Raw genomic sequence first — 21,567 nt, forward strand, 5'->3', positions numbered from 1 at the left:
TCTTTGGAGAAAGCGTGAGCCGGGCCATGAACTGGGACATCGAAGCACCAAATGTGGTTACGGAAGCCAGGTTCCGCGAGCTTGTGGAAAGCGGCTATAGCGCAGAAATCCTGTGCCAGGAGTCGGCACATAAGAAAGGCCCCAGCTATTACGGGGTCTGGATCATGCGCGTTGTCTCTGATGAGGGGGTGGAAAAGCTCCTCGTCACCGCCCGCACGCGAACGACCTACAACGATATCAAGATCCGCGAGTTCAAGACGATCTCCGGCGTGGTGTCTTTCTTCATTGGCCTTGGCTTTGCACATGTCGACCTGCCACTTGAGGCGGGTACAAGCCGTACGCATAAACTTGCGCCATCGGACAAGGGCACTCGTAACTAACCTCGTCTGTCTCTGGCTGGTCGCCGCGCCAGCTTCAGCGCAAATGGTGCTGGTCATGGAGAGCGACGGCTCCCTGACGCCTTCCCAATCCCAGAATAGCTTCGCGCGCAATTATAATGACGGCATCGGTCAGGGGTCGGCAGCCGATGAACTTGCGATTTTCGGCAGCGATGCAACTGTGCCAGAGCGTGAAGCGATGCGCTTTGCAGCCCGTGTCGGTCCGGCACCCCTGCCCCGCGCCGATGTCCTAAACGCCATAGAGACCGCGGCACTGCGCTATGCCAGCCACCCGGGCCTAAGGCGCGCGGAGCTTTCCGTCACGGACTGGCTGAGCCTCTACCGCGCCAATATCGAAGTTGAGAGCGCCTATCGGCAGGATGCGATCTCACACGCGGGCGCCATTGGCCTTGGCCAGCTGATGCCCGCCACTGCCCGTGATCTCGGCGTTGACCCGCGTGACCCCCAACAGAACCTCGACGGCTCTGCCCGTTACCTCGCGATGATGCTGGAGCGCTTCGGCGATCCGCGCCTGGCTCTGGCTGCCTACAACGCGGGGCCGGACGCCGTGCGCCAGCACGGTGGTATTCCCCCTTACCGAGAAACCCAGAACCACGTGGCCCGCGTCATGGCCGTCGTGGCCCGATTGGAAGGATCAAATTCATGAAACAGATTTCAAACCTCTTTGTCGCCTCGCTGGCGCTATTCCTGCTCATTGCCGAGCCCGCCCTCGCCCAGAGCATCGACCTCTCCCCGATCCAGAGCCTGCTGCAGGGCATCGTCGATGCGCTGACCGGCCCGCTCGGCGTGGTTATCGCCACGCTCGCCGTGCTCGGCGTCTTCCTCAGCTGGTTCTTCAACATCATCGACCTCCGCCAGGCACTCTGGGTCCTTGTGGGCATCGCCGGTGTTGCCGCCGCCCCCACCATCGTTGCCGCCGTTTTCAGCGCCCCTTGAGAGACAGGTTCCTTGGCCGATCGATCTCCACTCTTCCTGGGTCTCGTGCGCCCGCCGAAGCTCCTGGGCCTGCCCATCATGTATGCGATGGTCTGGCTCTTCGGCTCGGTGCTCCTGTTCGTCTGGGTCCAGCACATCGCGGTGCTGGGTGTCGCCGCCCTACTCTATCCGGTGCTGTGGAAGGCCGCGGATTGGGACCCGCGTTTCATCGACGTGATGATGACGGCCCTGCAGGAGACACCGCCCACGCGCAACCGGTCCATCCATGGCGGGGACAGCTATGCCCCGTGATGACGCCCGTGATGCTGCGCTCGATGCCCGCACAATGACGCCGGACTGGTATGCGCGCGAGACCCGCCTCGCGCATATGCTGCCCTATGTAAGCCTCGTTGACGACCAGACCGTGCGGACACGGGTGAACGAACTCTTCCGGTGCATCCGGCTCGAGGGGATCAACAGCTACACGACCGATGATGCCTATCTCGACAAGGTGACAGCGCTTTTTGCCCGCATCGTCGCGCAGCTCGGCCCGGAATTCAGTTATTACGTCCACAAGGTCTCCAAGGCCATCAAACCTGATCTCGACCCCATCCGTGAGGACAGCTTCGCAGGCGAGGTTGACCGGCGCTGGCGCGCGAAACTCGATACCAGCGGGCTCCGCGACAAGACGCTGACGCTCACCGTCATTCACCGCCCACCCCCCAAAAGCCTCCTGCCGTTCCTCAGCCGCAGCGCACCGGACCGCCTGAGAGAAGAGACCCGCAAGCGCCTGCAGCGGCTGGGCGAGGCCGTGAACGTCTTCCTGTCCGGCCTCACCGACCTCAAACCGCGGCTCCTATCAGCCGCATCGGGGGAATTGGTGGGGTTTTTGGGGGCGCTCAACACGGGCACCGAGCTGCCGCTTTATCCGGCAAACACCTACGGCTTTCTGTCCTTCAACGTCGCCAATACCCGCGTGACGTTTCAGGGCGACCATTTCGAGCTTTCCGAAGGCGTGGTGGGCCATCGCTACGGCAAGAGCTTCACCATCGGAGAATATGCCGAAGCCACCTCCTGCACCATGTTCGACATGCTGAACCTGCCGGTCGACATGATCGTCACCCACTCCTTCACGCCGATCAATTCGAACCTCATGGCGGGCCGCATCAAACGGCAAAAGCGGCAGATGCAGGCGAGCCAGGACGCAGCCCTCTCGCTCATGGAAGCCCTCGACATCGCCGCCGATGATCTCGAGGCCAAGCGCCAGAGCTTCGGCGAGCACCACATGGTCGTGACACTCTTCTGCGACACGCTCGAAGAGCTGCAGACCCTCAGCGCCGAGATCGTCAATGCCGCCGCGACTGAGGGCGTGAAGATGATCGGCGAGCGGGTCGCGGCCAAGGCGCATTATCTCAGCCAGCATCCCGGCAACCAGCCCAAGCGGGTCCGCGCCAGCGCCGTCACCAATCGCAACTTCGCGGATTTCGCGGCCTTCCACCGGACACAGCTCGGCAAACCCGCAGCGCAAACGCCCTGGGGCCGGGTCGTCACATATTTGCCCACGCCGGAGCAGTGCGCCTACCGGTTTTCCTATCACGAACAAGGCTCGCCCGACAAAGAACCGACCAGCGGGCATACCCTGATCATGGGGCGGCCCGGGTCGGGCAAATCGGTGCTGTCGGCCTTCCTGATGACCCAAGCCCGTCGCGCAGGCGCACGGATCTTCGTCTTCGACTACCGCCTCGGTATGGAGATGGCCGTCCGCGCCAATGGCGGGCGCTACGCCTCCCTGAACGCAGGCCAGCCCACGGGTCTCAATCCGCTCTGGACCGAGACTGACGCGCGGGGCACCGCATGGCTTTCGGATTGGCTCGCCACACTGCTCTACCGCGCCGACAAGCCCCTGACCCCGGCACAGACCAACCGGATCCAGGAAGTTGTGCGCCAGAACGCGCAGGCCTCCAATCCGGCCCTGCGGAACTGGCGGGATTTCGCGTCGCTTTTCGTGTCCACCGATGATGGCGGCGATCTGCACCAGCGCCTGTTTGAGTGGACCGAAGACGGCCGCTATGGCTGGATCTTCGGGCAGAGCCTCGAGGACACGTTCTCGCTCAAAGGCGATGTGGTGGGTTTCGATCTGACCGGCATTCTCGACAGCGAGGCCGACAAGGAACGGATGGCGGTCCTCTCCTATCTCTTCCGCCGGGTCGAGCGCGAGATCGAGGACCGCCGCCCGACCATCATCGTGATCGACGAGGCCTGGAAGGCGCTCGACAACGCGTATTTCGCCGAGCGGCTGTCGAACTGGCTGGTGACCGCGCGCAAGCAGAACACCGTCGCCGTCATGATGACGCAATACGCAAGCCAACTCGAGCGCACCCGGACCGGCAAGACCATCGTCGAGGCCGTGCCGACGCAGATCCTGCTGCCCAATATCCGCGCGCAGCCCGCGGATTACGCCATGCTGAACCTCACGGAGAAGGAGCTCGACGTCCTTCTCAACACGGGCAGCAACAGCCGTTTGGCGCTGATCCGCGACGACCAGGGCTCAATCGTCGTCGATGCCGATCTCAGTGCTCTCGGGCCCAATCTCACCATCCTCGGCGGCATGGAGAAAGGCGAGGCGCTCGTTGGCGCCGATTACCGCGACCGCCCGGACTTCTGGAGGCTTTCATGATCCGTATTCTTATCGCTTTGGCTGCGCTCGGCGCGCTGGCCTCCTGCACCCAGTACCGGGAGCCGCAGGCGAACTGCTTCACATTCCTTGCGTCCACGGCACCCGTCGCGCCTGACTGCGACTTCACGCCCCTTGGCACCCCGGAGGGCGACGTTGAAGTCTAGCCTTCCTCATATCCTCGCGTTTTGCCTGCTGCCCGGTCTCGGCTTCGCCCAAGGTGTGCCGACCAATGACAGTGGGCTCACCGCGCGCGACATCGTCGAGACCGGCGACCGCGAAGCAGACTTGGCCCTTCAGGCCGACAAGCTTGCAGTGCGCGAACTCATCGCCGAGATCGAGCGCGAACAGCTGGAAACCCTGCGACGCATCCTTGATGCCCAGACCAGCTTCGGCGGTCAGGGCCTGCCGGCTATGGTCTCGGGGCTCGAAAGCGGCAGCGGAGATCCCGACCGCTCGGTGGCGGCGGTCTATGGCACGGGCGAGATAGATCCCAATCCCGGCGGTGCGCAGATGTTCGGGGACGCGTCTGAGACCATCGAGCAGCTCATCATCCGCGTCGCCCAGGAAACCAGCGGCTTTGCGGGTGTTGGCCGCGCAGGCCTCTCGCCCGTACAGTGGCGAGCGCTTCTACAGGCCCTCATTTGGCAGGAAAGCCGGTTTACGATTGGGGCACGGTCTCCCGTTGGCGCCTATGGCCTCACCCAGATCATGCCGGGCACGGCCAGCGATCTGGGCATCAACCCGGAATACTATGACAGCCCTTACTTGCAGGTACATGGCGGCGCGCGCTATCTCGCGACCCAGCTCAACACATTCGATGGCAACATCATCAACGCCCTCGCGGCCTATAACGCCGGACCCGGCCGGGTTTTCGAGTATGGCGGGGTCCCACCCTTCCGCGAGACCCAACACTACGTCCAGGTCATCCCGGAGCGCTACAATCTCTATCTGAGCCGCATCGGCGGGATCGACGCGCTTGGCACGATCGACCCCGCGCTTCTCGCCAATGCCAACCTCTCGCTCACGGGTCATGGGGCGGCCTTTTATGGCAGCAACTCACCAGCCGCGATCCGCCAAGCCGCCCTGCGCATCCGCGATATCGTCGAACGGATTTCCGAAACCGAGGACGTGCAGGAGAGCGTCGCGCTCAACACCTATGCCCGCGCCGAACTCGTGCGTCTCGTGGCTGCCCGCATCCGGCTTCAGGCCGCCCGCACCCAGCTGCTCTCCGCCGAAGAGCTGGCCCAGGCCAGCGCTCGCATGGCCGAAGGCGCGTTCATGGATTTTACGATCAGGGAGATTGAATTATGGGACGGAAGTTTCTGAGAGCGGCCTTGGCCACAACGCTTGGGATTGGCCTGCATCTGGGAGCCCTCTCCCCTGCCGCAGCGCAGGGCGTGCCCGTCGTCGACACCCAAAACATCGCGCAAAACATCCAGCAGCTCCGGCAGATGATCGAGGACGAGATTCTGCAAAACGAGCAGCTGACGCAGCTCCGCGAACAGCTTGCCACGCTCACGGACCAACTCGCGGAGCTGCAAAGAACCTACGAGGCCCTCACCCGCCTCGCCGAGCTTCCAGAAATCATCCGCACCGAGATGGAAGACGAACTCAATGGCCTACTCGACCAGGAGTTCGGGGACATCCTCGCCACGATTGAGGCGATCAAGACTGGGGATTTCTCCGGCCTGTCCGGTTCTGGCGCAGGCGAGATCGAAACCCAGATGGACCGGGTGCTGGCCGACCTCGGCTTTGACGAGGACACCCTCTCGGAAATGGCCACCAGCGGCAATCCCGGGGCCAACCGCGTGGCGACGCAGGCCACAACCGGCGCGCTCGTCTCAGCCGCTGCCCAGAACAGCTATGAAGATGCCGGCCAATCGCTCGAGCGGGTCGACCGCCTTGTCGGGCTCATCGACGACATGGACGAACTCAAGGAAAGCATTGATCTCAATACGCGCGTGACAGCTGAATTGGCCATCGCCCTCGTGGCGATGTGGCAACTGGAAGCAATTCAAACCGTGGGCGATGGCACGGGCGGCGTCATCGATGCCGCCACCATCGCCGAAGAACAGCGCTTCATGGATTTCACCTTGCCGGACCTGCGGGCTGATTAAGGCGTTTCGAAATTGAACCACAATACAAAATATCGGTTTTCGCGTTCGAGCGCAGCGAGAGGCAGCGAAGAACCGATTCAACTCATTTCGAAACGCCGAGCGGGGGCATGAATGGTGGCGACTGAACAAGAAATCATCGAGGAAGAACTGGTCTACGGTGCCCTGCGCCGCGAACGGCTCTGGCAACGCCTTGGCCTGATGGGTCTTGTCTTCGGTATCATCGGCTGTCTGAGTGCTGCGGCTGTCTCGATCCTCGATGTCGACCCGCCCCCGGTTGTTGTCCCCTATGATCCCGCCACCGGCTTTGCACTCCCCGAAGCCTCGGTGGGCGCCTCCTCGGTGACCGCCAACCAGGCGATCATCGAGGCGGAGGTGTTCCGCTATGTGACCGACCGGGAGGTCTATAACCAGCTCGACAACGATCTGCGCATCCGCAGCGTCCTGCGCCGCTCGGACGGAGCTGCCGAGAGCGGGCTGCGCCAGATCTGGAACAGCGCCAACGAGAATTACCCGCCGACGGTCTATGGCCCCAATGCCCGGCTCGACGTGGAAATCCTCAGCATCAACCGGATCGGAACCAACCGCGCGACGGTCCGCCTGCGCAAGCGCCTGACGTCCATTAACGGCACCCAGACAGGCCTCTTCACTGCGACGCTTCTCTTCGAGTTCCGCCCGGAGACCCGCCGCTCCATCGATGAGGTCTGGACCAATCCATTCGGCTTCACCGTCCTCGAATATTCCATCCGCTCCGACAGATTGGAGAACTGACGTTGTTGTTTATAAAATCGCTTATTTTTGTCATTGCCCTGTTGCCCGGCCTCGCCTCTGCCGAAGCCATCCCGCGTGGCGGTCCCAACGACAGCCGGGTGCGCTTGGCCACCTACCAGGAGGGTCAGGTCTACCGTCTCAGCGTGTCGCTCACCCATGTGACCACCATCGAGTTCGGCGAGGGAGAAAGCATCCGCTCGATCATCGCGGGCGACACCGAGGGCTTCGAGATCGACGGCGTCCCGGGCGGTCAGGCCTTCGCGATCAAGCCTGTGGCGCGCGGGGTGCATACCAATGTGACAGTCTATACGAACCGCCGGAGCTACTACTTCAACGTCCAGGAGGTCCGCAGCCCAACCTTCTACGTGGTGCAGTTCCGCTATCCGGAGGACGCTGCGCGCCCGAGCCGGGCCATCGCGGCCCAAGCGCCGAACTACAATTACGGCGCCAGCGCGCGGACCGAGTTCACGCCAACGCGCATCTGGGATGACGGGACGTTCACGTATTTCGCGTTTCCAAGAAACGCGCCTGTGCCCGCGATCTTCCGCTACGCGGGCGGCCGCGAGCGCACGGTCAACACGCAAACTCCTGAAGACGGCGTGATCCGCGTCAGCGGCGTGAACCGCCAATGGGTCCTGCGACTTGGCGAAGAGGTGGTCTGCATCGAGGCGATCCCGCCCGCGGAGGCCACCTCATGAGCGATACCGGGAACACCGAGCTGGAAAGGCGCCTCGCCGCCCTTGAGAAAGGCAGTGCCCGCGCCCCCACGGCGGCGCAGCGCCGGTCGCCCCTTCTTGCACTGATCGTGGTCCTCGTCATCGGCGCGGGTGGTGCCCTGCTTTATCTCCTCTCACAGCCCGACGAAGAGGAAGCCTTGCCGACGGCCACTCCGGACGTCTTCCAGAACGAAGGCGACGGGTTCGGCGCCATCGAAACCCTGCCCCCACCCGAACCCGAGGTGGTGTTGGTTGCGCCTGAACCGGCGGAACCGAACGCCGAGCTTCTGGCGCAGATCACCGCCCTGCAAGCTCAGATCGAAGAGTTGCGCAACGCCCCTGAACCGGTCGTCGAGGAAGACACCGCCGCCGCAGAGGCGATCGACGCGCTGACCGCTCAGATTGCGGCGCTGCAAGCCGCCTCGGAAGCCGCACAGCAACGATTTCAGGACGAACTGACGGCGCGGGATCGAAGTCTTGAACAACTCCGCATGGATCTGGAACTGGCCCAACTCGAGGCCAGCCGGCCCCAACCCGCCCCAGCGGGCCCCACGGAGGATGAGCTGCGCGCACGCGAGCAAGAGCGACTGCGCCGCGAGGAAGAAGCCCGGCGCATGGCCGAGCTGGAGCGCCGCGCCGCGGAGGAACGCGCCTTCCAGGAGCGGCGCATCGCCTCTCCCACCATCGCTCTTGGCGGTGCCTCCGGAGCGAATGAAACGGCTCTGACCGAACGCACTTTTGGCGAGGTGACGGATTTCGTGCTGAACGGGGCGCTGCCCTCTACCGTGACGCAGGCCGAGGTGATCGCCAATCCCTCAAACACCGTCATCCAGGGCACCATGATCCAGGCCGTCATGGAGACCGCCCTCGACAGCTCGCTTCCCGGCCAGACCCGTGCCGTGGTGTCCGAGGATGTTTACAGCGTCGATGGCGCGCGCCTTTTGATCCCCCGCGGATCCCGTCTCATCGGGCGCTACCGCGCCGGCGTCGATATCGCGCAGCGCCGCGTGACGATCGCGTGGGACCGGATCATCCTGCCCGACAACCAGACCGTCCAGATCAGCTCCTTCGGGGGCGATGAGCTGGGCCGCTCCGGCGTCACGGGATTCGTGGACACACGCTTCGCCGAGCGTTTCGGGTCGGCCGCCCTGATCTCGCTGATTTCCGCCGCGCCAAACGCTGCCGCTGCAAATGTGCAGGACGAAACTTCCGCCGACGTTCTCGAAGACGTTGGCGATGATCTGGCAGATGCGACGGACAGCGTCATTGGCGATTACCTCTCCATCGGCCCCGTCATCTATGTCGACCAAGGCGCCCGCGTCACGGTCATGGTCGACCGCGATCTGGAGATATTCTGAGCCCATGTCGCTGAGCTATCTCGAAACCTCGCTCGACCGGATCAACGCCGCCGCCCGCGACGATGTCATCGAGATCTGCATCAACCCCGACGGGACCTGCTGGGGCGAATTCCAGGGCGATCACTTCATGCGCGCGCTGGATCAAAAGCTGACGGGCGTTCAGGTCAGGGACCTCGGCAACCAGATCGCCTCCTCGGCCAATACCACCATGAGCAAGGACCGCCCCATCGTCTCGGTCTCGATCACCTACAAGGGTCGCCCGATCCGCGCACAGGTCATCACTCCGCCCGCCGTGCTCTCGGCCATGTCGATCAGCCTGCGGTTCTTCTCAAGCCTACCGCTCGAGCGCATCGCACTCGATTTCCTCTACGGAAAAGAGCGCAAGCTCGAAGACCTGCGCGTCGAAAAAAAGCGCGCCTTGCGCGCAGTGGTGGCCGCGGGTTTGATCGATGATGCGCTCGCCTTCTGCGTCGAGAACAAACTCAACATGATCGTCTCGGGCGGCACCTCCACCGGCAAGACCGTGGCCGCGCGCAAGATCCTCTCTCACGTACCAGCCGAGGAACGCATCGTCACCATCGAAGAAGCCGCCGAGCTTCTGCCGACCCAGCCCAATGCCGTGACCCTCATCGCCAATCGCGACGCGGAGTTCCAAACCGCCGATGTGCTTCTCACTGCGACGCTGCGCATGCGCCCCGATCGGATCATCCTGGGCGAGGTGCGCGGCAAGGAGGCCATGACCTTTCTGGAAGCCATCAACACCGGCCATGGCGGGTCCATGACCACGCTGCATGCCGAAACCCCGCAATTGGCCGTGCAGCGGCTCGCGATCGCTGCACTCAAGACCGAAATCCCGATGACCTATGCCGACATGATCCAGTACATCGAAAATTCCATTGACGTGATCATCCAGGCCGGTCGCCATGACGGCAAACGCGGCATCACCGAATTCTACCTCCCCGGCGCAACTGAGATTGGAACTTCCCCATGAAAACCTTTGAATATGACATCCTGTTCTTTCCGGTGAAGAAGCAAGTGGACTACGACGAGGTCCGACGTGCTTTGAATGAGCGCGGCGCGGAAGGGTGGGAGGTTATCACCGCCGAAGCCGGCGACTACGGCTACACCACTTTCTTGAAGCGTGAGACTGGTACAATGAAGGCGGCATCGGAATGACACGGGCTATTGCAGTCGCTGGCCTGCTCTTGATCTTTGGCACAACTGCTGGCGTAGCCGAGCGGAACCTGATCCCGACGCTCGACAACCACCCAAATGTTTGCCCAGACCAGCCACCTGAGCCGAAGTGGATGCAGAACATCAATGTGCGCGAATCCTATAAGCGCCTTTTGATCCAACAGATATATCGGGCTCAAAGCATGGAGCGCGTCGTAGACTCGCAAAACTGCGACTGTCCCACACGGTATCCAACTTGGGAGGACGCCGTACGCTTCTACACAGAGCGCTATGCTTCATCTAAATACTGGGACGTTGTCGAAGCGACGTCCGAATACCGACGACAGGCAAATGAACTGCGCCGCGCCGCCATGCCAATCTGCGTAGCCGCTGGCAACTGGTAGCAATCCATGAGTGTCGTCACCTACTTCGTGGAAACGTCCGAAGGGTATCTAGATACCGCTGCCGAAACTCAGTTTGGTGCGGTCGCAGCAACGGTCGGCACGTTGCTGGTTCTGGGCACAACACTAGTCGTCATTCTGGTCTTCATCAACATGATCTACCAGTATCGCGCCATGGACGGCCGAACTGCCTTTTGGCTGGCCGTGAAGGTCGGACTTATAGGGGTCTTCGCGGCCAACTGGGTCCAGTTCAATGCGCTTGCCTCAGCAATACTGAACGGAATTGACAGCATTGCCGGGGCACTTGTGGCTTCTGTCGGCGGCGGATCACCTGGTCCGTCCGGTACCTTTGCAGAGGAATTTGACGAACTGATTGCAGCGCTCGGGGACTATCTGAATGCTGCGGGATCTGAGCTGAACTGGATGGCGGGTGCCTTGCTTGACACACTTGGGGTTCTGCTGCTCTCGATTCTTGGCGGGTTGGCGGCGTTCATTGTTGTGGCGTCCCGGCTCATGATCGCTCTGCTAATTGGCATTGCGCCAGTGATGATCTTCTTGACCCTGTTCGAGGTGACCAAGGATTATTTCGCTCGCTGGTTATCCGCGCTCATTTCATTCGCGATGTATCCGATCGTCGTCGCCGGAGTGTTCGCGACGATCACGGGGGTCTCTCGGGCGCTTCTTGCCGAGCTTGGCGACCCGGAGGGAGCCTCGAACATAGGGGCCCTTATCCCATTTTTCATGATGGTGCTGATGGCAAAGGGTTTCATCATAGCAACGCCTTTCTTGGTTCGGGCGATTTCCGGAAACATCATGATGCCAGCACTCTCAGCCGGGTTCGGGGGAAGCTATGCCTTCGCCAGAGGGCTTGCAGGTAGCCAACAAGTTTACAATCGCTATGCCATCGGTGGCGCAACTGGGGCTGAATACGCAGCCCTTCGAGCGCGACAATTCTTCGGCGTGCAAGCCTTGCCGAGCCGGCCAAATACTGCTGGAGGGCCAACTGCGGCTCGTCCGGGTGACGCAACCGGAACAGGCGCCCGAATGCTGGCACAGCTTTCGAGACTTGGTAGGTTGGGCAGGCGGTGACAGCCAGGTGCCAAAAACTTGCCAAAACTGCAAAGGTTTCGCCGCGGGTTTTTGTCATTGCTAAACGGTTGATCCCTCGCGACACAAGGCACGTGGCCAAACACGACCGTTTCTGCCACAGGCGGAATCGACAATTTTAGCACCGTGCCACGGCCCTGCGCATCGCCCGATTGCCAACTGGCTCAGGCTCTTCGCCGGGGTGTTGCCCTTCACCTTTCCAGTCGTCTGACCAAAGCCAATCTTCGAAATAATAGAGCCAAAGGTAAGTCCACGGAATGATGGTTTGGTCGATCCGCTTCCGCGCGTCCCATTCCCTGGCACCTGGAAGATAAAGACAAAGGCGCAGCGGATCTCTGTAGACGTGAGGCAAAGGACGCCCTGCCGCCAGCAACTCCAGATCCGGGTCGTCTATCTGAACACCGGGCGTTTGACCCGGCTGAAGCGTGATAGTGGCAAGGTAGGAGCGCGCCAAGGCGGTCGGTTGTATAGGCTCTTGCCATGTCAATTTGTTTGCGCGGACTTGCCCCACACCACTGATAGCCGGGCTTGCCTTCAGGAACAGCAGCTGCTGCGACAGGGTCAGGTCGTATTGCCCGCCTCGTCCTATCATCAATCACCGAAGAACGTATTTGTGGGCACGGTCGTTGATGCTGCGACCTTCGATGTCGTCAGCCCGACCACAGGTGCGACAGAAAGCAGACCCGATTTGCGACCATCCGACACCGCATTGACGCGGTTGCCGAGAACCCGTCCAGTGACACCGGAACCGAACGAACGCTCCATGTTCAATGACACACGGTCCTGACCAACAACATCGCGAAGGACTTCAAAGTCGGACAGAGCTTGTGCGTGCCACGCATAGAATGCTGGTGCCCGGCGTTCATCCTTGTTCCAATTGTCGGCGAAGTTTTCCCCGTTGGTTGTCTCGTTCAGGATGGCATAGCCCCGCCGTCCGTCCAGAATGGGGCGGTCGATGAAGTGCGGCATCATCCGGATCGTTTCGACCAACAGATCCATTTCGTCATGGAAGACGTGGTTGCGCACGCAATAGGCATAGGACTGCATCGCAAGGGTGGTAATGATAACGGAAATCGGGGCCACGTCTTGCGTGTTGTTCTGATAAAAAACGTCGCGGTGCCGTTTGAGCAATTGCACGATGCGGCGCAGGATGCCTTTCACTGCTTCTCGGACGGGGAACGGCTCCACCGTCGCCTCGTCCCGCTGCATGGCGATAAACTTGCCCACAAAGGTAGGCCGGAGTGCGGCGCGCTCATCGAACAGGGTCTTGTAGGCCCGCGGGTTTGTCGGATGCCATTCCTTCAGAGCCCGGTCGGGCACCAATTCGCCCCGGTTGCCGCAGACCGGGTTTGCTATCGTCGGGGATAGGTCGAGGTGGAAGTCCCCCGCATAGTTGAGACGCCAACAACGCTTTTTTTCTTCGAGAAGGCGCACATAGGTGGCGTGTTCCTTGAGCCGGTTTCCAACCGCCGCCTTCAGGGTCGCTGGTGAGATGCCGGACGCGATACCTGCACAAAAGCAGATCAGATCGACATCGAATTCCCGCCGCCCGATTGGCTTCACGGCCGTTCCAAGCGCACTGGACCCTTGGAGATAGACCAGAACACTGACGAGTAGGGGATCAGTTGAACCGGACAGCCAGTCTCCGACGGCACAATAGCTCTTGCGCGCACGATCAAACTGGGTTTCGGTGAGGTCCAGATCCTCGCCTATCTCGTCCAGGATGGTGAATATCTGCGTGCGCCGCCGAATATCACTGTCGGTCAGCGGCCGTCGCAACATCTGATTCATGCCGCTTTCTCCTTGAGTTGATAGACCGGCACGAAGGTATCGGCAGGCTGGGTGAAAAAGATCGGGGTCAGGTGGGGCTTTGCTTTTCGGGCTTCTGACATACCGAGGCCCTTGAGGCGGCCGATCTTCGTGGTGTCATCCAAGGTAAAAAACCCGCTCGGGACAGACGGCGAAATGCGGTAGATGCGATCCCCATCGTAAGGGTGTCCCGTCAGAAGTTTTGCCATGCCGAGGGCGCCATGTGATTGCCCATCCGCGTAAAGGTTGAGGACTTTGAGGCCGAGTCCGGCAAACCCTGGACTTTCGGGCAGCATGTAGACTTCGTCCAGACACCCCAGGCTCAGAATGCGCAGGTCTGACGGATGCCACCCCAGAAGAGTGATGGCTTCGACGACAGCAATGGCTGTGGGATTGTTGGCCCATGTCCCGCCATCGGTCAGGCCAATATCATCAGCAGTGCGATGTCGCTTGAAATACGTAGGTGCCGCTGCCGTAGCCAGGGCGGCATCAAGCGCAGTCTTGCGATAATCGGTTTGCAGGCGTGTGTGATGCGCGGTCTTGTAGATATAAGGGCTGCGGAGATCGGCATCCCACGCCGGGATCACCAACCGGGTCTGTGATTGCCCGATCAGATCGTTGTTGAGAACGGCCTTGAGTTCACGGGCAAGAATTGCCGCATCGTGCTTTGGACCGACTACGTGCCGACCTGTGGCGGTGAGGGTGCGCCATGCCTGCCGTATCCTCCCCAGCGGTTCATCATCCGCATTGTCCTGACCGAAGATGACAGGCCCGCGACGCTCGTAAAGCTCGAGCAGTTCCTTTGCCGTGCGGCCGAGGCCAAGGCCGAGTGCGATGATGCCACCCGTCGATGTGCCCGCGATGAGATCGAAATAGCGCCCAATGGGCTGGCCCAGATCTTCCTCGAGCCCCGCGAGGAATGCAGCGGGCATCGTGCCCTTAATCCCGCCCCCGTCGATGGAGAGGATGCGACGTATCTGCCTGTTGTTCCCACCGTTGCTCATCCTGACATCCATTCCGCTTATGCCCTTCAGCCTTTCGGCGGATACGGGTCCTTGCCATAGGTGTTGCGCTCGCGGATGCGACCGTTCTCGCCGTGGATCAGCATCTCGCTGCCCTGACGAATGGCGGATTCCCGCGCGGCCGTGATGGCCTCGCGCTGCGTGCCGTGGACGGAAGACGCGCGGGAGTTACCCGCCCCCTTCACTGCCCAACCGCTTTCATGCGGCACAACATGCTGATTTTTCTTAGACATTTCAAGCCTCACGTGTCGATTTCGGTTGACGATGCGACAACCTTGTGTTTAAATATACAGGAAGAAATGGCGTTTATCAACCACAACAATATCCGCCGGGAGAGGATCATGTTCGGACAAAGACTCAGGCTTGCCCGCAAGCGGGCGGGTCTATCCATGCAAGCGCTCGCGGAGCGCGTAACCCCAAGCGTGTCAGCGCAGGCCATCAGCAAATACGAGGCGGACAAGATGATGCCGTCCTCGTCAGTGCTGGTCGGCCTCGGCAAGGCGCTCGGCGTGTCACTGGACTTCCTGCTCGGCGGTCAGGTCGAAGCTCTGGAAAGCGTCGAGTGGCGAAAGAACTCGACCGCCTCGGCGCAGGATCGCGCGATGGCGGAATCCATCGTCATCGAGAAGCTCGAAGACTATCTCGCCATCGAGGACATCCTCGATATGCACCCCGCTGAAGACCCCTTCGCCGCGCTGCGCGTGGACATGGTGGCCGATGAAGAGGCCATCGACGCCAAGGCGCGGGACGTGCGGCGCGAGTGGCAGCTTGGGATCGACCCGATCCCGAGTATGACCGCCCTGCTCGAAGACAAGGGACTCAAGGTCATCGAGGCCGATCTCCCGGAACGCATCAACGGGCTGGCCTGTCATGTCGAACGGGCGGAGGGCGCACCGACTGAGGTGATCGTCGTCTCGCGGCACACCAATGTCGAACGCAAGCGCTTCAACCTCGCCCACGAACTCGCGCACCGGATCATCACCGAAACCGGCAATGCCGCACTGAAAAAGGAGCCCTCGATGCACCGCTTCGCGGGGGCGTTCCTCATTCCGCGTGAGCATCTGGAAGAGGAAGCTGGCCGAAACCGTCACGGCATGACCTGGATAGAGATCATGCGGCTCAAGCGCACCTATGGCGTCTCCGCCGCCGCGATGCTCGTGCGGCTCGGCCAGGTGGGCATCCTGTCGAAGAGCGCTGTGGAATATGCGTTCAAGACCTATGCGCGAAGCTGGCGGCGCGAGGAGCCGGAGCCTATCGGTCCAGGCGAGGGCTTTGCGGCCTTCGAGAAGCCCCAGCGCTTCGAGCGCCTCGTCTGGCGCGCGCTCGGCGAGGAGATGATTTCCCCCGTGCGGGCGGCGCAGATGCTCGGGCTCCCCTTGAGCGTTGTCGAACGCGACATCAGGGGGCCTCGTGACCAGTGACCTGTGTTGTCGTCAATGATGCGTCCTGTCTGATCGACTTGAAGAAGGGAGAGTTGCTGCACGTCCTGCTGCGGCTGCCCTATCGCTTCATCGTGCCCCTGCCCATCCGTGAGGAGGAGCTGCTCGATTTCACGGCGCAGGAATGGCGGATGCTCGAAGACGGTGGCCTCGCCACCTACGATCTGCCGGGGGAAGAAGTCGCGCGGGTTTTCGCTCTAAAGCGGGAACATAGCCGCCTGTCGGCCAATGATTGCTTCGCCCTCGTGACGACAACCTGCCAGGAAAACGGCATCCTCCTGACCGGCGACAACCTTCTACGCAAGGTCGCCACCGCTCGCGCGGTGCGCGTTCATGGCGTCCTCTGGATCATCGACGAGCTGCACGCCGCCGAAGCCTGCGATGTCGGGCTTCTTGTCTCCGCCCTGCAAATCTGGCGGGCGGATGAGGCGGTCTTCCTACCCCCCGCCGAGATCGACAAGCGGCTGCGCCGTCTCGGGGCATAATCTGAACAAGGTGGAGATGGCTGGACCCTGCCCACAACGTTCCGAGCGAAAGATCGAACGGTCATGCAAACCAGCCCCTTTTTTCGGCGTCAAAAAGCATCGTTTGTGACATTCAGCGTTACGGAAGCTACGCGCAGGTCGCCATGCCCGCCACCCTATCGCGCAACCAGCCTTTCACCATCCTCCTCTCGCAGCATCGCTTCCATGTCGTCCAAGCCATCGACTGCAGAGCGCATCTGCGCCTCATCAGCTACGCTCGCTGCCTCTGCATCGGCGACCTGGCTTCCAAAATCCATCTCCATCTGGCGCTGTTCCTCGGCGATAACGGTTTGAACGACAGGCGCGGTCTTTTTTGGAGCGACGTCGGTTTGCTTTGACGTTTGGCTGCCAGCATCTTGGTGTGCGGTCTCCACAACGGCGTCAGACCCACCTGGTCCGTTCGAAGGCGGAGTCATCGGCATGGCGCGCACACTCAGCGGCAGCGTGCCTTGCGATCCCCCTCCCCCCGGCTCTGGAAACGGCAATTCACCCGTCTGCGCCGCGTGGATCGCTTTGAACAGCCGGTCGTCAAAATACTGAATCCGCTTTGCACGGACCGGCATCTGGGCATCGATCACCATGACAATCTCGTCAAGCGGCAGGCGGCGTGCTTCATCTTCAGGCAACAACGAGCTTTCTTCGGTCCGGGTCGACTGGCTGCGCCCTTCAAAGGGGTTCTTGCCGATGGACTGGGAGCGCGTGATTACGGTCTTCGTGGTCTTGCCGACCGCCTTGCTCAGCTCCTCGACAGTCTTTTCATCCGAGGGCGTGAGGTAGAGCTTCACGCCCGCGTTGCCCTGCAGCGCACGGCGGGTGTTCTCGCCATAGATTTCATCGAGGGCGGGGATGGTTTGGGTGACCACGGCCAGGTGACCACGATAGGTCCGCAGAGTCTCGATGCTCTCGACCACGATGGGCATCTTGCCGAGGCGGTTGAACTCGTCGAGCATGATCATCACCGGCCACGGCTCGTCTGGCCCGGGATCCTTCTCCTGCATGGCGGAAAGGAGATCGGAGAAGAAGAGCCGGATCAGCGGCGCCAGCGGCTTCACCATGAGGGGCTGGACCACGAGATAGACCGAAAAGGGTTTCTTCCGGATCGTTCGGAAGTCAAAGTCCGAGACCGCCGTCGCCTCGTCAATGGCCGGGTTCTGCCATTGATCGAGCCCCGAGGTCATCAGAAGCGAGACGTAAGAGGTCAGCGTATCGTTGTTGGTCGAGGCCAGCCGCGTGAAGATCAGCTTGGCGGCCCTGTTATCCACCTCGTGGCCGCGCGCGAAGTATTCCTTTTGCTTGTTTCCGCCCGAGGCCGCGATGCGGTAGATCTCACCCAAGGTGGGGCGCTTGCGCTGGAAGGCTAGAAGCCCCGCCGCCACGAAGAGATCGATCCCGCCCTTGAGGAGGCCCTGCACCCGGTCGTTGTCGCTCTGCAGGAAGAGCGTCGCGAGAAGCTGCAATTCCATCTGCTGGCGCGCGGGATCTTTCAGCTCAAAGATGCGCAAGAGCGGGTTGTAGCGATGCGTGCGCTTGCCCTCCCAATCGGTGGGGGCAAAGCGATAGACCTTGTCGCCCTGGGCTGCGCGGTGCCGGGCCGTGGCCTCAAAGCACTCGCCCTTCACATCGAGCGTCACGGCGGAGCCTTGCCAGGTCAGCAGGTTCGGAATGACGAAGCCCGTGGTCTTGCCGCGGCCCGTGGGGGCCACGATCAGCGCATGCGGGAAAACCTTGGAGCAAATGTAATTGGCGCGGGAGCCCGGCGTCCCCAGCTTGCCGAGGATGAACCCGGTCCCTGGCGCCCCGAAGAACCCATTGGCCTTCATCTCGCGCGCGGTCTGCCAATGGGTCTGGCCAAACCGTGTCAGGGCGGACCCCGAGAGGGCGAGGCTCAACATCAGGCCGGCGGCGGCGAAGCTGCCGATGATCAGGTGAATAAGTTGCGCGTCCTCCGGGCGGCGGTCCAGGATCGCAAGATAGTTCTGCGCGATATAGGCAAAGTCGATCTCGGCCCCAAAGCCGAGATCCTGGTAGGTCAGCACCGCCGAGGCGATGGTATAGCCCATGGCGGCGGTCACCAGCGTTACCAACAAGACACCGGTCGCGATCCGCGCCTTTCCCATGGGCGCGCTCAATGGACCTGACCCCGCTCGGTCTCGCCATCCACGTCTGTCGTGCGATGTTTTTCATATTCGGTGTCGGCAAGATCATCGACCACCTGGCGCAAGGCCTCCGTGTTGGCCGTCGCTGCATCCGATTGCAGATAGACCTTGGCGACATAGAGTCGGTCGAGGCGGTCCTCGAGAACCTTGTCCAGCGCATCAGCATCGCCAGATGTGAGCCGGTCGAGTTGGCGAACGTCCAGCACCCGCGCGATCTCGCCACGGAAGGCGTCCCGCTCCGCCTCGGTCTCGAAGGGGGCGGACAACTCCCCCGCCCGCTCATGGTCCACGACACGCGCAATCTCGTCTGCGAGGCGGTCGGCACGGTCAGACTGCGGCGCAGTTTCACCGCGGGCTGCGAGGAGTGTGTCGCGCGTTCCAGACCCAAGCCCGTCGCGCATCTCGGTTTCGCGGCGGACCTGATTGATGGCCTCCGTGTCCCGGATCTCGACGACAGCCGCATAGGTCGCACCGAGCCCACGGGCGAGGTGGGACGGCATGTCCGGATAGCGCGCGCGCAAGTCATCCGTGACTGCATCTGCAACGGGCGTGCGGACGTCGCGTCCCTCCATGATGCGGTCGACCTCGCTGGTGATCTCGCTGGCGCGGGCCGCGTCGGTGATGGTCTCCCTGTAGGGCTCAGACCGGTCGATCACATCGCCGGGACGTGCGAGCAGGTCCGGGTGTGCCGCGAGATATGCGCGCTGCTCGGTCTCGATCCGGCGCTCCGCCCTTGAGACAACCTCCCAGTCCCGGTCCTCCACCTGCTGCGCTGTCAGGCCCTCTGCGCGCATCTCCTGACGAATTGTCCCTTCCATCGCCCGGACCGCGCCCTCATGATAATGGAACTGCTCGCTGTCCGGTTCCGCTTCCATGACACCATCCCGGCGCAGGACGTTCTCCCGTTCCAAAAGCGTACCAAGCGCGACATGCACATCGTTGAGAATGTCGCGCGCCTGTTCCAGATCGGCGCGGCGTTCGAGATTCAGATCGCGCGCCTCAGCCACTTTGGAGAGATCATTGGCGATCCATTGATGCTCGAGCGCTGCATTTGAGGCGCCCGTCTCGATCCGGGCCACCACTTCCGATGTGCTGATGCCCGTGCCCCGTAGTGCTACGTCAATGCGCGATCTCAGGTCGGGCTCGGCCAGTCGCTCGCGCTGGCTGGCGTCGATATTGGCTTCGGAATAGATCCCGCCCTCCGAGGGGGTCTCTGACAGCGCGGATGATCGCAAACCGAGAGGCTGCATGTGCTGGACCTGCGTCTGGATCTCGATGAGGCGTTTTTCCAGCACGGGACGTTCCGCGTCAGACTTCTCTGCGATCATGCCCTGCACCCGCGCGAGCTTTTCCGCATAGAGGCTTCTCAGGTCCTCGAAACTTTGATCCTCGGCCATATACACATCTCCTGTTCGGTCCACCTGCCCGCCATGCGCCAGCACCTCGCCCGCGCGAAATAGCGCCGCGGCAATATCCTCGCGGGCCTCGCGGGAGGCCTCCGTGGCAAGCGAATGGTAGACGGTTCTGGTGTTGGCGATCTCCGCCAGCGTCCGGGCTAGGTCGGTCCCAACGCGTTCCCGCTCGCGGGGCGCGCGGCCCTCTTCTTTCGCGGCGTAGACCTCGCGGGTAGGGGCTGGGTAATGTACAGCCCCGCGATCCACCCGCCGCGTGGCTTCCAGGCGCACACCATACTTTTCCGCCTCCTCGACCATGGCGAGGCGAAAATCATCATAGTTGAAGCGATGGTTGCGCCCCAGAAAGAAGAACTCGCCTTCCTGCGAACGGCGGTTCAGCACTAGATGCGCATGCGGGTGATCGCGGTCCTCATGCACCGCGATAATGTAGTCGAAATGCCCCGCGTCGGTCTGGAAGAACCGCTCGGCCACGTCCGTCGCAATGTCGCGCACATCCTCGCCGCGCGTGCCGATGGGGAAGGACACGAGCATATGGGTGGTCTGTCCGAGCTTGGGCTTGAAGCCCGCATCCCACCGTTTGGCAAAGCGCTCGGTCAGGTCCTTGATGTCACCGGCCTCGAGCTTCGTCTTGCCATCCAAGAACCCGCTACTGTCCACGATATGGGTGGACTTGGTCGTGAGGTAATCGAGCTGGTTTGCGAGCTGCGATTTGGTATGCGTGCCCCCGCCCCGGATCGCCTTGAAGACCGCTGGCCGATGCCCTGCTGCCGCGCGCGCAAGCTGGGTCTGCTTGGCCACGTGCAGACCTTGCATCGAGCCCCGAACGCGGCTCCAGCCATCCCGGAAGACCTCGCCCGTGACGGCGTGGACAGCATCATTCAGCCGCATGGGCAAACTTCCTCAGCGTGGCCGTGGCCTGCAGCTGCATCGCGTCACGACGGCGGCGCAGGAGCAGATCGATCTCGTCAGCGGAATCCAGAATGAACCGCGCCAGCCCGCGCATCTGCGCAAGACGCAATTCGGTGAACTCGGCACTCGTGCCCCCCACGGCCCCCTGCCCCATCCGGTTGGCCCGCGTCATCTGCTTGGCGATCTGCGCGACCCCATTGCCGACCTCGTGCAGCGAGGCGCGGTAGCGCGCCATCTCTGCTGCCATCTGCGCGTCCGGGACAAACACGCCGCCTGCCGCCTGAATGAGCCGCCGCAGCCCCTCGGCCCGGCTCTCGATCCCGGCTTCGGCCAACACCTCGTCGAGCGCCGCAAGCTCCACAGCCGTAACCTTCACACTGACCGCTAAGACCGGAATTGCGGCATCCGTCTGGCGCTCGGCATCAGCTTTGAGCGTGTACTGAATCGCCCGCACCGACACGCCAAACCGTTCCGCCAGCACTGAAGTGGAAATGCCTTCCGCAGCTTCGCGAACGATCTCCATGCGGTCCGCATCTGTGAGACGTTTTGAGCGCGACATGCGAAGAAAGACCCCCTATTTCCTGCCACCTTCCACCAAGGCTGTCCCTACCTTACGATAATATACTTAGCTGTCAATTATATACTTCCGTTGCCTCCGGGCTC

The 21,567-nt window shown here is 62.0% G+C and carries 23 protein-coding genes; 17 read left to right on the forward strand and 6 right to left on the reverse strand.

Annotation, left to right across the window (positions count from 1 at the left end):
• The first annotated feature begins 26 nt into the window (after nt 1–26).
• The 15 genes from QEZ52_RS23280 to QEZ52_RS23350 all read left to right on the forward strand — a co-directional run bounded on the left by QEZ52_RS23280 (nt 27) and on the right by QEZ52_RS23350 (nt 11,612).
• Nucleotides 27–380: a hypothetical protein gene (locus QEZ52_RS23280; RefSeq protein WP_316300532.1), complete on the forward strand. Its 354-nt coding sequence runs from the start codon at nt 27–29 to the stop codon at nt 378–380.
• A gap of 43 nt (nt 381–423) precedes the next feature.
• Nucleotides 424–1,044, forward strand: coding sequence for a lytic transglycosylase domain-containing protein (locus QEZ52_RS23285; RefSeq protein WP_316300534.1), 621 nt, complete (start codon nt 424–426; stop codon nt 1,042–1,044).
• Nucleotides 1,041–1,334 (forward strand): TrbC/VirB2 family protein, encoded by a 294-nt coding sequence (locus QEZ52_RS23290; RefSeq protein WP_093036864.1) that lies wholly within the window; start codon nt 1,041–1,043, stop codon nt 1,332–1,334. Before QEZ52_RS23285 ends, QEZ52_RS23290 begins: the two co-directional genes overlap by 4 nt.
• 12 nt (nt 1,335–1,346) lie before the next feature.
• Nucleotides 1,347–1,625, forward strand: coding sequence for a VirB3 family type IV secretion system protein (locus QEZ52_RS23295; RefSeq protein WP_343212051.1), 279 nt, complete (start codon nt 1,347–1,349; stop codon nt 1,623–1,625).
• A complete protein-coding gene (locus QEZ52_RS23300) occupies nt 1,615–3,990 on the forward strand; it encodes a type IV secretion system protein B4 (RefSeq protein ID WP_343212052.1) in 2,376 nt (791 codons plus the stop codon). The genes QEZ52_RS23295 and QEZ52_RS23300 overlap by 11 nt, the downstream gene beginning before the upstream one ends.
• Entirely contained in the window at nt 3,987–4,154 is a 168-nt protein-coding gene (locus tag QEZ52_RS23305) for a hypothetical protein (RefSeq protein WP_209227003.1), read from the forward strand. The genes QEZ52_RS23300 and QEZ52_RS23305 overlap by 4 nt, the downstream gene beginning before the upstream one ends.
• Nucleotides 4,144–5,316 carry a lytic transglycosylase domain-containing protein gene (locus QEZ52_RS23310; RefSeq protein ID WP_406651489.1) on the forward strand — a complete coding sequence of 391 codons (1,173 nt, stop codon included), beginning with the start codon at nt 4,144–4,146 and terminating at the stop codon, nt 5,314–5,316. Before QEZ52_RS23305 ends, QEZ52_RS23310 begins: the two co-directional genes overlap by 11 nt.
• Nucleotides 5,298–6,107 carry a type IV secretion system protein gene (locus QEZ52_RS23315; protein WP_343212053.1) on the forward strand — a complete coding sequence of 270 codons (810 nt, stop codon included), beginning with the start codon at nt 5,298–5,300 and terminating at the stop codon, nt 6,105–6,107. Before QEZ52_RS23310 ends, QEZ52_RS23315 begins: the two co-directional genes overlap by 19 nt.
• A gap of 111 nt (nt 6,108–6,218) precedes the next feature.
• Nucleotides 6,219–6,875 carry a virB8 family protein gene (locus QEZ52_RS23320; protein WP_036562862.1) on the forward strand — a complete coding sequence of 219 codons (657 nt, stop codon included), beginning with the start codon at nt 6,219–6,221 and terminating at the stop codon, nt 6,873–6,875.
• A 2-nt stretch (nt 6,876–6,877) separates the two neighbouring features.
• Nucleotides 6,878–7,573 carry a TrbG/VirB9 family P-type conjugative transfer protein gene (locus tag QEZ52_RS23325; RefSeq protein WP_343212054.1) on the forward strand — a complete coding sequence of 232 codons (696 nt, stop codon included), beginning with the start codon at nt 6,878–6,880 and terminating at the stop codon, nt 7,571–7,573.
• On the forward strand, nt 7,570–8,949 hold the full coding sequence (locus tag QEZ52_RS23330) for a TrbI/VirB10 family protein (RefSeq protein WP_343212055.1): 1,380 nt from the start codon (nt 7,570–7,572) through the stop codon (nt 8,947–8,949). The genes QEZ52_RS23325 and QEZ52_RS23330 overlap by 4 nt, the downstream gene beginning before the upstream one ends.
• A gap of 4 nt (nt 8,950–8,953) precedes the next feature.
• Nucleotides 8,954–9,940: an ATPase, T2SS/T4P/T4SS family gene (locus QEZ52_RS23335; protein ID WP_343212056.1), complete on the forward strand. Its 987-nt coding sequence runs from the start codon at nt 8,954–8,956 to the stop codon at nt 9,938–9,940.
• Nucleotides 9,937–10,125: a hypothetical protein gene (locus tag QEZ52_RS23340; protein WP_343212057.1), complete on the forward strand. Its 189-nt coding sequence runs from the start codon at nt 9,937–9,939 to the stop codon at nt 10,123–10,125. The genes QEZ52_RS23335 and QEZ52_RS23340 overlap by 4 nt, the downstream gene beginning before the upstream one ends.
• Nucleotides 10,122–10,526 carry a hypothetical protein gene (locus QEZ52_RS23345; protein ID WP_009820226.1) on the forward strand — a complete coding sequence of 135 codons (405 nt, stop codon included), beginning with the start codon at nt 10,122–10,124 and terminating at the stop codon, nt 10,524–10,526. The genes QEZ52_RS23340 and QEZ52_RS23345 overlap by 4 nt, the downstream gene beginning before the upstream one ends.
• Before the next feature lie 6 nt (nt 10,527–10,532).
• On the forward strand, nt 10,533–11,612 hold the full coding sequence (locus tag QEZ52_RS23350) for a type IV secretion system protein (RefSeq protein WP_009815563.1): 1,080 nt from the start codon (nt 10,533–10,535) through the stop codon (nt 11,610–11,612).
• A 609-nt stretch (nt 11,613–12,221) separates the two neighbouring features.
• Here the strand turns inward: QEZ52_RS23350 and QEZ52_RS23355 are convergent.
• The 3 genes from QEZ52_RS23355 to QEZ52_RS23365 are packed head-to-tail and all read right to left on the reverse strand — an operon-like array spanning nt 12,222 to nt 14,694.
• On the reverse strand, nt 12,222–13,421 hold the full coding sequence (locus QEZ52_RS23355) for a nucleotidyltransferase (protein ID WP_343212058.1): 1,200 nt from the start codon (nt 13,419–13,421) through the stop codon (nt 12,222–12,224).
• Nucleotides 13,418–14,455 carry a CBASS cGAMP-activated phospholipase gene (locus tag QEZ52_RS23360; protein ID WP_009815560.1) on the reverse strand — a complete coding sequence of 346 codons (1,038 nt, stop codon included), beginning with the start codon at nt 14,453–14,455 and terminating at the stop codon, nt 13,418–13,420. The genes QEZ52_RS23355 and QEZ52_RS23360 overlap by 4 nt, the downstream gene beginning before the upstream one ends.
• Before the next feature lie 14 nt (nt 14,456–14,469).
• Nucleotides 14,470–14,694: a DUF2188 domain-containing protein gene (locus tag QEZ52_RS23365; RefSeq protein WP_009815559.1), complete on the reverse strand. Its 225-nt coding sequence runs from the start codon at nt 14,692–14,694 to the stop codon at nt 14,470–14,472.
• A 66-nt stretch (nt 14,695–14,760) separates the two neighbouring features.
• Here QEZ52_RS23365 and QEZ52_RS23370 point away from each other — a divergent pair, with 66 nt between their 5' ends.
• Both QEZ52_RS23370 and QEZ52_RS23375 read left to right on the forward strand, forming a co-directional pair.
• Complete coding sequence (locus QEZ52_RS23370) at nt 14,761–15,882, forward strand: XRE family transcriptional regulator (protein WP_343212059.1); 1,122 nt, start codon at nt 14,761–14,763, stop codon at nt 15,880–15,882.
• Complete coding sequence (locus QEZ52_RS23375; RefSeq protein WP_009815557.1) at nt 15,879–16,385, forward strand: hypothetical protein; 507 nt, start codon at nt 15,879–15,881, stop codon at nt 16,383–16,385. Before QEZ52_RS23370 ends, QEZ52_RS23375 begins: the two co-directional genes overlap by 4 nt.
• Nucleotides 16,386–16,540: 155 nt before the next feature.
• On the opposite strand, the gene QEZ52_RS23380 is transcribed toward QEZ52_RS23375, so the two are convergent.
• The 3 genes from QEZ52_RS23380 to QEZ52_RS23390 are packed head-to-tail and all read right to left on the reverse strand — an operon-like array spanning nt 16,541 to nt 21,463.
• Nucleotides 16,541–18,541 (reverse strand): type IV secretory system conjugative DNA transfer family protein, encoded by a 2,001-nt coding sequence (locus QEZ52_RS23380; RefSeq protein WP_343212033.1) that lies wholly within the window; start codon nt 18,539–18,541, stop codon nt 16,541–16,543.
• 8 nt (nt 18,542–18,549) lie between these two features.
• Nucleotides 18,550–20,883 carry a relaxase/mobilization nuclease domain-containing protein gene (locus tag QEZ52_RS23385; protein WP_343212034.1) on the reverse strand — a complete coding sequence of 778 codons (2,334 nt, stop codon included), beginning with the start codon at nt 20,881–20,883 and terminating at the stop codon, nt 18,550–18,552.
• Nucleotides 20,870–21,463, reverse strand: a complete 594-nt coding sequence (locus QEZ52_RS23390; RefSeq protein ID WP_343212035.1) for a helix-turn-helix domain-containing protein — start codon at nt 21,461–21,463, stop codon at nt 20,870–20,872. Before QEZ52_RS23390 ends, QEZ52_RS23385 begins: the two co-directional genes overlap by 14 nt.
• Nucleotides 21,464–21,567 lie beyond the last annotated feature (104 nt).

Source organism: Aliisedimentitalea scapharcae (assembly GCF_045277565.1).
Lineage (GTDB): Bacteria > Pseudomonadota > Alphaproteobacteria > Rhodobacterales > Rhodobacteraceae > Aliisedimentitalea > Aliisedimentitalea scapharcae.